The organism is Streptomyces sp. URMC 123, assembly GCF_051386515.1.
In the GTDB taxonomy this organism is placed as follows: Bacteria; Actinomycetota; Actinomycetes; order Streptomycetales; family Streptomycetaceae; genus Streptomyces.
The window spans coordinates 1-11,114 of record NZ_JBPQTV010000212.1; the positions used below are offsets into that span (position 1 = coordinate 1).

General features: G+C 75.9%; 4 protein-coding genes. 3 read left to right on the forward strand and 1 reads right to left on the reverse strand.

Translation table 11 applies throughout. The annotated features are described in order from the left end of the window. Positions 1 to 42: 42 nt before the first annotated feature. From ACSNOD_RS21790 to ACSNOD_RS21800, 3 genes are all read left to right on the forward strand, one after another. Positions 43 to 531 carry a hypothetical protein gene (locus ACSNOD_RS21790; RefSeq protein ID WP_436768692.1) on the forward strand — a complete coding sequence of 163 codons (489 nt, stop codon included), beginning with the start codon at positions 43 to 45 and terminating at the stop codon, positions 529 to 531. A gap of 283 nt (positions 532 to 814) precedes the next feature. Then, a complete protein-coding gene (locus ACSNOD_RS21795; protein WP_436768689.1) occupies positions 815 to 3,139 on the forward strand; it encodes an FG-GAP repeat domain-containing protein in 2,325 nt (774 codons plus the stop codon). A gap of 270 nt (positions 3,140 to 3,409) precedes the next feature. Beyond that, complete coding sequence (locus ACSNOD_RS21800; protein ID WP_436768690.1) at positions 3,410 to 4,630, forward strand: cytochrome P450; 1,221 nt, start codon at positions 3,410 to 3,412, stop codon at positions 4,628 to 4,630. A gap of 18 nt (positions 4,631 to 4,648) precedes the next feature. On the opposite strand, the gene ACSNOD_RS21805 is transcribed toward ACSNOD_RS21800, so the two are convergent. Continuing rightward, positions 4,649 to 11,086 (reverse strand): SDR family NAD(P)-dependent oxidoreductase, encoded by a 6,438-nt coding sequence (locus ACSNOD_RS21805; protein WP_436768691.1) that lies wholly within the window; start codon positions 11,084 to 11,086, stop codon positions 4,649 to 4,651. Between the last annotated feature and the right edge of the window lie 28 nt (positions 11,087 to 11,114).

Genomic DNA, 11,114 nt, shown 5'->3' on the forward strand with positions numbered 1-11,114 from the left:
CCCTCATCCCCCTCATCCGGTTCCCCCTCTCCGGCCGCCCCCATCCGGTTCCGGGACCCACAGCTCGGCAGGGACTCCTTCATCGACACCGTCCTGGTGCGGTGCCCGAGGTGTGCCGGGGTGGCCCATGTCGTCCAGGGTCCGGCTCCGACCCGCGCCGTCGAGGGGCCCGTGGTCTCCGCGCGCCACCGCCTCGTCTGCCGCGGCTGCGGCCTGTCACGGCAGTCCGAGAAGAAGGGCGTCAGCTTCCGCTTCCGCTGGGGCCCGGAGGGACCCACGGACCCGTACGTCGAGGTGCCGCTGTGGCTGCTGGCCGAGACGCGCCACGGCCGGCTGTGGGCCTACAACCTGGAGCACCTCGACCTGATCCGCCGGTTCGTCCGGGCCCCGCTGCGCGAGCGGGCCCCCTGGTACGAGCCGGGCCGGAAGATGACGCTCGTCGCCCGCCTGCCGGCGTGGGTCAAGCGGGCGAAGAACCGCACGGAAGTGCTCCGCGTCATCGACCGCATGCGGGCGTCGGTCCCGAACTGACCGCCGTGGCCCGCCGGCGCGGAGTGTCCGCGACGGGCTCCAGGACGCCGACGGGTTCCGGGAGCCGGGCGTGACGGCGGGTCATGGGGCGCGGCGGTCCGGGGGTCCAAGATCAATTCGGGTGCCCGCGTGACCTCCCGGTTGTTAAGGTTTGCCCGCATCACCAGGAGGGCTCACGATTTCCGTCGGCTCGGGGGAATCGTGCCCTCTTGCCGCCCTCCCTCGCACCCGCGGACATCACGCGCGCACACCACGCGCGGGAAACACCCTGCCAGGAGGGCACATGACCCACTCCCCCGCATCGGGCATATCTGGATACTCCCGGCGGTCCGGGCGGCTGCTGACCGGAGCCATCGCGCTCGGTCTCGCGGTCACGGCCGGCCCGCTCGCCGTGCCCGCCGCGGCCGGCACCACCGGCACCGCCGCCGGCACGGCCACCGCCGCGACGACCGGCACCACCACCGCCGTACCCGCGGCCCTCGCCGGTCCCGCCGCCCCCGCCCAGGCACCGCGGATCACCCCCGGCTCCGAGATCGTGAGCGCGGGCACCACCGGCTTCCTCTCGGTCGACGCCCGGCACAAGGTGCTGTGGACGCGGTACGCCGACGGCGTGACGACCGAGCTGGCCGAGGACTACGGCCAGTTCACGCTCACCACGGACCACGGCACCGCGTCCGACACCGTGGCGCTGGGCAACAACGCGTACATCGGCGTCTCCGACAAGATCACGCTGCGCGACATGGCCTCCGGGAAGTCGACCCTCGTCGATCTCACCCGGTACGGCTACCGCTACGCCGGCACCGTCGGGGCGTGGGTCGTGGCCGTGCGCGACACCGAGCCGGGGGGCGCCGAGGAGGCTCACCTGCTGGGGCTGGTCGGCGGGGAGCTGACGGACCGCACGGTCAGCGGACTGCCCAGCACGGCGCGCGACATCGACGCGGTCGCCGGGGCCTCGGGCGCGGTCCTGCTGCGGTATCAGCTGAGCGCGACGGACACGGGGCTCCTCGACCACGCGGTGGTGGACCTGGAGTCGGCCACGGTGACCACCGCCCGGGGCATGGTGAGCGGCCGCTACGCCGCGACCGCCCTGTCCGCGACCCACATGGCGTCCGCCGGCCGGCTGTTCGACGGCGACGACCGCGTGCGGCTGGCCGTGGCGACGCGCGGCGCCGAGCCGCGGACCTGGTCCATGGATCTGCCCGGCGTGTACGACCCGATGGTCGGGCTCGTCGGGAAGTGGGCCCTGTACGGCAGCCGCATGAAGGTCACCCAGGGCTCGGACGCCAAGGACATGGCGTTCAGGGCCGTCCCGATCGGCGGCGGCGCCCCCCGCACCGTGCTGGACCACGCCACCTCGCTCGCACCCGCGCCGGACGGCTCGCTGCTGGTGACGGGCGGCACGGTGGAGCACGGCGAGGGCGTCTACCGCGTCACCGCCGGAGCCGACGGCGCGCCGGTCGCCCAGCTGGTCGCGAGCACCGGTGAGCCCACGAAGGTCACCGTGCTCGACGCGAGCGTCCCGGCCGTGGCCGAGCTCGACAAGGGGCCGTGGCGGCCGCGCTGGCTGCTCTCCCGCGTCAATGTCGAGGTGACCCTGACCCTGCGGCACACGGCGTCGGGCGCCCAGCGGGAGCTCTCCTCCTACCCCGACCGGCCGGACACCGGCGCGGACTGGGTGGCCCCGGAGTGGGACGGCCTGCTCCGCAAGGACGGTGTCGGCCTGGCCGCCCCCAACGGCGCCTACACCTGGACGCTGAGCGCCAGGCCCCTCAACGGCATCGGCCCCGACCTGACGCGGAGCGGCACCTTCACCGTGTCGCGGGGGCCCGCCCCGCACGACTACACCGACAACGGGTCGCCGGACCTGCTGGTGCGCGACGAGGCGGGGTGGCTGTCGCGCCAGGACACCTTCCACGACCCGGCCGACCCGCGGTTGCGGAGCCGCGGCGAGGAACTGATCGGCCGCGGCTGGGAGATCTACGACCGCATCGTGGCCGCCGGGAACGTGGCCGGCGCGGCGACCGCCGATGTGGTGGCCCGCGACACGGCCGGCGTGCTCTGGCTGTACCTCGGCAAGGGCGACGGCACGTTCGACACCCGGGTGCGGATCGGCTCCGGCTGGGAGATGTACGACCGGATCACCGGGGGCGGCGACGTCACCGGTGACGGCCTCGGCGACGTGCTCGCGCGCGACCGCGCCGGGGTGCTCTGGCTCTACCGGGGCACGGGCAGCTGGAAGGCCCCGTTCGCGCCGCGGGTGCGCGTCGGCTCGGGCTGGGACATGTACAACGAGATCACCTCGGTCGGCGACGTGGCCGGCGCGCCCGGCGGTGACCTGGTGGCCCGCGACGCGGCCGGCGTGCTCTGGCTGTACCTCGGCAAGGGCGACGGCACGTTCGACAGCCGGGTGCGGATCGGCTCCGGCTGGGACGCCTACCGGCAGATGGTCGGCATCGGTGACGCGAACGCCGACGGCCGGGCCGACCTCTTCGTCACCGCGCCGGACGGCAACTCGTACGTCTACCGCGGTACGGGGAACTGGCGGGCGCCGTTCGCCCCGCGCGAGCTGACGGACGTGGACACCCCGACGTACAAGACGATCGCCTGAGCACGATCGCCCGAGAGGCCCTCTGCGCCTGTTCCGCCCGCCGTTCGGGGGCGGAACAGGCGGCACGGGCGGAACAGACGGCACGGGCCGCGGCCGGAAGGGCACCGCTGTCACGCACCGCCGTCACGCATCACTGTCACGCACCGCTGACAACTCACGCTCCGGTGGCTACACTCAGTAGCGATGACCGCCGTGTCCGGGCCCGGACGTTCCGGACGTTCACGGGCGCGCCCGGGTGCGGAAGGGCGACGGTGACACCAGGGGGTGGACATGAACGGTGGCGAGGCGCCGGCTCTCGCGGTGGGGCGCGACTTCTGGGACCAACTCCCCTTCGACGTCCGCGGCGACGCCTACCGCGCCGACCCCTACCCCTTCTTCGACCAGTTGCGCTCCGGCGGCCCGGTCCGGCGCCTGTCCGACGCGGTGCTGGTCGTGACCGGCCACCGGGAGTGCCTCGCGGTGCTGGGGGACGAGCGGTTCGGGCTCGGCGCGGTGCCCATGGAGTCGCGGTCGTTCCTGATGGTGGACCCGCCGGAACACCGCCGGCTGCGGGTCCGCGTCGCCGCGCCCTTCGCCGTACGCGCCGTGGAGCGGCTGCGGCCCGCCATCCGGCAGCGGGCCGACGCGCTGTTGCGCGGGGCCGCCCTGCGGGGCGAGCTGGACGTGGTCGCCGAGTTGGGCGTGCCCCTGGCCCTGGAGGTGATCTGCGCCCTGGTGGGCGTGCCCCTGGGCGAGCGGGCGGCATGGCGCGAGACCTTGTCGGCGCTGACCGCCGGCTTCGACCCGGCGTCGTTGCGGGACCCGGGGACGAGCGAGCGGGTCGAGTGCGCGCGGCTGGACTTCGCCCGCTATCTGGGCGCCCTGATCCAGGAGCGCCGGGAGGAGCCGGCCGACGACCTCGTGAGCGCGCTGACGGCGCCGGGCCACGACGGCCGGGTGCTGACGACGGATCAGGTCATCACCGCCGTCGGGCAGCTGATCGTCGCCGGGTACGAGCCCATGGTGAACATGCTCGCCAATGGGCTGTACGCGCTGCTCCGGCACCCGTCCGCGCTGGACTCGCTCGCCGCCCGCCCGGAAACGGCGCCGGCGGTCGTGGAGGAGCTGCTGCGGTACGACCCACCGATCCAGCTGCTCACCCGCGTGGCGTCGCGCGACGCGGACATCGGCGGAGTGGCGGTGCCCCGGGGCACGATGGTGGGCCTCCTGGTGGGCGCCGCCAATCGCGACCCGGCGGTGTTCGACCGGCCGCACGAGCTGGATGTCACCCGCTCCCCGGAGCATCTCGCGCTCGGCTGGGGCGAGCACTTCTGTCTGGGGGCGCGGCTCGTACGGGTCCAGGCGGAGGTGACGCTGACGGCGCTGGCCCGGGCCCGCCCGGTGCTCACGGACGAGCCGGTGCGCTACCGCTCGACGATGATCAGCCGCGGGGTCGAGCGGCTGCCCGTGGTGCTCACGGCGCAGCCGGACGACGAGGGCCACTGGGCCTGAGCGAGTCGCGGGGGGCGTCTACGCGCCGGGTACGGGCCCGCCGGGCGTGGTGCGTGCCAGGCGGCGGACGCAGCGCTGGGCCAGGTCGCCGACCGTCGCGCTGTTGACGATTTCCACCGCCGGCAGATTGCAGCCGAGCCGCTGGTGGATCGCGGTCATCAGCTCGGCGCCCATGAGGGAGTCGAGACCGAGCTGGTCCAGCCGCCGATCGGGCCGTACCTGGTCGGGGTCGGTGTGCAGGATGCGCGCCAGGATGTCGGCGAGCGCCGCGCTCACCAGCGTGAGGGCCTCCTCGGGGGTGGCGGTGGCCAGGGCGCGGGTGAGTTGACGGGCCGTTCGGTCGGCGTCGGCGTCCTCCGGGGGCAGGACGGCCCCGAAGCGGGGCGCGGCGACGCCGGCGATGGTGTGCCGCAGCCGGGCCCAGTCGACCGCGGCCGGGACCGCGATGTCGTCGCGCCGGGCGAGCGCCGTCTCCAGGGCCTCGAAGACGTCGTCCACCGGAAGGAGTTCAAGGCCCATCTGCCGCATGAAGGCGCCCAGGTCGTGCCGCGCCACATGACCGATGTCGCCGATGGCGCCCCAGGCGGTCGCGAGCGCCGGCGCGCCCGCGTGCCGCCGGGCCCGGGCGAGGGCCTCCAGGTGCAGGTTGGCGGCGGTGTAGTTGGCCTGGTGCTGGTTGCCGATCAGTGCGGCGACCGAGGAACAGAGGACGAAGAAGTCGAGGTCGCGGCCGCGGGTCAGGCGGTCCAGGGTGTCCGCCCCGCCGGCCTTGGGCGCCAGGACCCGGCGCATCCGCTCCTCGTCCAGCTCTCGCAGCGGCGCGTCGTCGAGCACCATGGCCGCGTGGACGACACCGCGCAGGGGGTGTTCGGGGGTGTCGACCGCGTCCAGGACGGCGCGCAGGGCCGAGGGGGCGGTGATGTCGGCCGCGTGCACCGAGACGGTGGCGCCCCGCCGGCGCAGCTCCGCCACGAGGGCGGGGGCCTCGGGGGTGTCGGCGCCGCGCCGGCCGACCAGGGCGAGGTGCCCCGCGCCCCGGGCGGCGAGGTGGCGGGCCGTGGCGGCGCCGAGCCCGCTGAGACCGCCGGTGATCAGATAGCCGGCCCCGGCCCGTACGGGTACGGGCGCGGGCCGGGCCTTCAGGAGCGGCGGCGTCTCCAGGGAGATGACGACCTTGCCGATGTGGCGTGAGTGCTGGAGGGCCTCGAACGCCTCCGCGATCCGGTCGGCGGGGAAGACGTGGTGCGGGATCGGGCGGTAGACGCCGTCGCTGACGCGCTGGGCGACCTCGGCGAAGCGGGTGGCGACCGTCTCCGGCTGGTCGTGGGAGAGCCCGGCGAGGTCGGCGGCGCAGAAGGAGATGTTGTTGAGGAAGGGGCGCAGCGGCAGCCGCCCGTCCGCGTACAGGTCCCGCTTGCCCAGTTCGATGAAGCGGCCCCCGGAGCGCAGGACCTCCAGCCCGCGACTGATGGCCTCGCCGGCCAGGGAGTTGAGGACGACGTCGACGCCCTGTCCCTCGGTGAGGTCCTTGATCCGGTCGGCGAAGCGCAGGGAGCGGGAGTCGAGCACGTGCCGGACGCCGAGCAGCCGCAGCAGATCGCGCTTGGCGGGGGTGCCGGCGGTGGCGACGACGCGGGCCCTGACGCGCTGGGCGTACTGGAGGGCGGCCAGCCCCACGCCGCCGGCGGCCCCGTGCACGAGGACGCTCTCGCCGGGCGCCAGGCGGGCGAGATGGCCCAGGGCGTGGTGGACGGTGAGGAAGACGACGGGGAGGGTGGCGGCCGCGCGGAAGTCCATGCCCTCGGGCATGTGGCCCACCATGGCGCGGTGGACGGTGACGTGGGAGCGCAGCGTGTCGACGCCGAAGGCGTGCACCCGGTCGCCGGGGGCGAAGGCCGTGACCCGGGAGCCGACGGCGGTGACGACTCCCGCGCACTCCATGCCGCTGCCGTGCTCCGCGGCCGGGGAGCGGCGCTCCCGGGCGTCGAGGGGCAGGGCGCCGAGCGCCTGGAGGACGTCGCGGTAGTTGAGCGCGGCGGCGCGCACGGAGATCAGGACCTCCTCCGGGCCCGGCGCCGGCACCTCGGCGGGCGTCCAGTCCAGCCGGTAGGAGCGGCCGGGGTCGCGCAGGCGCAGGGCGAACGCGGGGTGGTCGGAGGCGGGCACGGTGACCGCGAGGTCCCGGACCTCCTGGACGCGGGGGACGAAGCGCCCGCCGGAGGTGAGCAGGATCTCGTCCTCCGGGTCGGGGTCGAGGAGTTCGTACGCGAGGAGGGCGGCATCGGTCTCGGGCCGGCCGCACCCGTCCAGGGAGACGCGGCGCACGGTCACGTCGGGGTGTTCGTTGGCGAGGCAGCGGGCCACGCCCCAGGCGGTGGCGTTGGCGGGGGCCGCCGGGCGCTCGGGCGCGGGCAGTACGCCGGTGGGCGGGGTGACGAGCCACAGCGGCGGGGCGCTCTCGCCGGGGAGCCGTTCGACGGCCAGGGCGAGGGCGCGCAGCACGGCGGCGTGGCGCAGGGCGCGGTCCAGGTGCGCGGGCCGGTCGGGGTCCGAGGCGCGGCCGGGGTGCACCTGGCTCGGGTCCCGGTCCTGGGCCGGGCCCTGGTTCGGGTCTTGGGCCGGGCCCTGGTCCGGGGGCGTCGCGGCGTCGGCCGGGTCGTGGCCGAGCAGGAGCACCACACCGGTGCGCCCCGGTTCGCCGGCGCGTTCGGCGAGATGGCCGGCCCAGTCCTCGGGATCGGTGCTCAGGGTGACGCGCCGCACCCGGGGGCCGACGGCCGTCGCCAGGCGCTGCGCGAGGGCGTCGGCGAGGGCGTCCCGGGACGGCTCGGAGGCGATGAGCCAGGCGCGAGGGCGACCGTCGTGAGCGGCGTCCTCCGGCGCGGGCGTGTCCGTCGCGGCCTCCTCCGTCCCCTCCCCCACCGGCTCGACCCGCGCGGTCGGAGAATCCACCGCCGCGTCCCGCGCCGGGACCGGCGGTGGCGCGGCGGCCGACAGCGGTTGCCGGTGCGGCCGTTGGGCGAGCAGTACCGAGTGCTCGATGTCCGCGGCGCCCTCGTCGTGGCCGAGCAGCACCGCGTCGTGGTAGCCGCTCTCGGCCAGCAGCCGAATCCAACCGCCCGCGGGCAGCAGGGGCCCGTGCGGGCGCAGCGCGGTGTCCCGCCGTTCCCAGAAGCCGGGAAGCAGGCCGAACAGCAGGGCGGGCACGGCGGGGTCGTGGGTCTCCGCCGCCAGGAGGTGACCGCCGTCGGCCAGGAGCCACCCGAGGTGGTCGAGGGCGCGTCGCAGATCGCGCGCGGTGTGCAGGGCGTTGTCGGCGATCACGAGGTCGAAGCCGCCCTCGGGCAGGCCCTGGCGGGCGGGGTCCCGGTCGAGGTCGAACACGCGGTAGTCGACCGTGTCGTGGTCGGCGAAGCGGCTTCGGGCCCGGGGGAAGGAGGCCGCCGAGGCGTCGGTGACGGTGTAGCGGGTGCGCGTGGCCGGCAGCATCGGCAGGAGGGCCGCGGCGGTGCCGCCGCTGCCCGCGCCGACCTCCAGGATGTTCAGGGGCCGGTCGGTGGGCCAGTGCCGGAGCAGGGCCGCCATGGCGGTGCGGGCCGTGCGGTTGGCGAAGCCGCGCATCGCCGTGTCGGTGGAGAACTCCTCCAGCAGGTGCCGATTGGCCTCGGCGAAGAGGAGTTCCGCCGGGTCGCGGTGGCCCAGCAGCACATCGGCGAGGTGCGCGCCGCAGGTGCCGAGCAGCGTCAGGTCCACCGCCCGGCCGGGGTGGCTCTCGGCGAACGCGCGGAACCGCTCCTGGGCGGCGGCGGGGCGCGCCGTGCGCCATCGGCGCGGGTCCGCCGCCTCACCGGGGGCGGGCGGGACCGGTTGGACCAGGCCGTGGGCGTGCGCGGTCTCCAGCAGCACGTCGAGCAGTCGGGCGTAGTGCGGGAGGACTCCGGCCGCGAGGAGGTCGGGGACGGTGAACGGCTCGCCGCGGCCGGCACCGGAGCGGGTGCCGGAGCCGGTACCGGTGTCGGTGCCGTTCGTCGGCCGGAGCCCGCCGGGGGCCCGGGACGGGCTCGGGCTCCCGGCGACGGCCGTCCCGGGCAGCACGGTGCCGATGGCCGCCATCGCGAAGTGCGCCGTCAGCTCCCGGACGGCGCCCAGGAACCGGGCTCCGCCGTCGGCGTGCCAGGCCGCCCGGTGCCGCCTCAGCTCCGCCGCGCAGTCGCGGGCGATCCGGGCCGGGGTGGGCAGCGGGCTCGGGGCGAGGTACTGGCCGGGGCGCGGCGCGGCCCGCATCACCGTGGTCCAGTGGGGCGCGGACCGGCGGGCGCTCTCGTCGAACCGCGTCAGCCGCACGCCCTCGAGGGTGAGGCAGACCAGTCCGTTGGCGGCGAGCACCGTGATGTCCCAGAGCGCTTCGCGGGGCGTGAGGGCCCGGGAGCACACCCGCACATGGCCGACCGCGGGCAGCCGGCGCCAGGCGCGGACCCGGTCGATGGAGACCGGCAGGAAGGGCGCGCCGTCCTCGATCACCTCTTCCAGGAGCGGTGCGCCGGCCTGGAGGCCGCCGTCCAGCAGGGCCGGGTGCGCCTCGTACGCGGAGAGGTCCGGCCCGCCGCCGGGCGCGCCGTACGGGGCGAGGACCTGGCCGTCGCCGACCAGCAGATCGCCTTGGAGCACGCGGAAGGCCGGGCCGTAGCGCAGCCCGGTGCGCTCGGCGCGCGCGTAGTGCTCGGCGGTGGTGCGGCGGCTGGTCAGGGTGGCCGTCAGCCGGTCGAGGTCGACGAGGCCGGGCTGCGGGGCGAACAGCCGCCGGACCCGGCCACGGGCGTGCCCGCGCCAGGTCTCCCCGCCCTCGCCGCGGCTCGCGATGCTCAGCACGCCGTCCTCGGCGGAGAGGGTGGTCTGCAACTCGATGGGCGGCTCGTCGTCGAACGGCAGGGGCAGCGCGTACGGGATGGCCAGGTTCGTGATCTCGACGGGTGCTTCGAGGGTGCGCCGCCCGGCGGCGAGGGCCATGTCCACGAATCCGGTGGCGGGCATGACGACGGTCTCGCCGACCCGGTGGTCGGCCAGCCAGGGCGCCCTGGTGGGTTCGAACGCGCCGTGCCAGAGGGGTTCGGCGGCCGCCGCCCGCTCGCCGAGCAGCGGGTGGTCGACGGTGCCGTCGCCCCAGCCGAGGGCCCAGGTGGCGGGTTCGCCGATCCAGTGGCGCTCGCGCTGCCAGGGGTAGGCGGGCAGGTCGACGACGCGGCCCGGCCGGGGGAAGAAGGCGGTGAGGTCGGTGCGGGCGCCGGCGGCGAGCAGATGGGCGACGGCCGTGCGCACGGCGGCCGGGCCGGGGGTGTCGCGCCGCAAGGTGGTGACGACGGCGGTCGGGCCGGCGCCTCCGCCGGAGGGCCGCCCGCCGTCCGCCCCGCTCGCCGTGTCGTACGCGCCGTTCCCGGTGTCGTACGCGTCCTTTGCGGGCCCGTACGCGCCGCTCGCCGAGGTGGCCCCCTCGGTCCTGTCGGTCCTGTCGGCCCTGTCGCCGCCCACCGTCCGTGCCGCGCTCCGCCGGGCACCCGCCAGGCGGCGCAGATAGCCGCTCAGCACGGGGTGCGGACTGATCTCCACCAGGATGTCGCAGCCGTGCTCCAGCAACTGGTCGACGGCGGACGCGAACCGCACGGGCTGCCGCAGGTTGCGCCACCAGTAACGGGCGTCCGTCTCGGCGCCGGTCAGCAGCGCGCCGGTGGTGGCGGAGGCGTACGGGATGCGGGGGCGGTCGTGCTTGAGGTCGGAGAGGGCGGCCAGCAGCCCCTCCTGAAGTCCGTCCATGGCATGGCTGTGGAAGGCGTAGTCCAGCCCGAGGTCGCGGAAGAACACGCCGCGCGCGGTGAGTTCGTGGCCGAACCGGGCGAGCGCGGCCCGGTCCCCGCTGACGGTGACGTCCCTGCCGCTGTTGATGCCGGCGATCTCCAGCCGGCCGGCGTACGGCTCCAGCAGCCGCCGTGCCCCGGCCGCGTCCGTGCCGACGGCGGCCATGCCCCAGGCGCCGGCCGTGGAGTGCTGGGCGCGGGAGCGCTCCACGACCACCCGTGCCGCCGCCTCCAGGCCGAGCGCGCCGGCGGTGTGGGCGGCGGCCATCTCGCCGGAGCTGTGGCCGACGACGGCGGCCGGGCGGACGCCGTACGCCTCCAGGGCCGCGACCAGGCCGAGTTGGACGGCGAACAGCAGCGGCTGGACGACGTCGGTGGTGTCCGGGCGCCGGTGGCCGGCGGGCGCGGCGAGCTCGGCCAGCACGGACCAGCCCAGGAGGGGGCGCAGGACCTCGTCGGCCTCACTCACCGCCGCGTGGAACGCGGGGTCCGCGGCGAGGAGGTCCGCACCCATGCCGGGCCACTGGGAGCCGTTGCCGGAGAAGGCGAAGGCGATGGTTCCGCTCTCGGTGGCGGTCAGCGGGTCGACGGACGTGATGCGGCGCACGGACAGGGCGGCCCCCACGGCCCCGAGG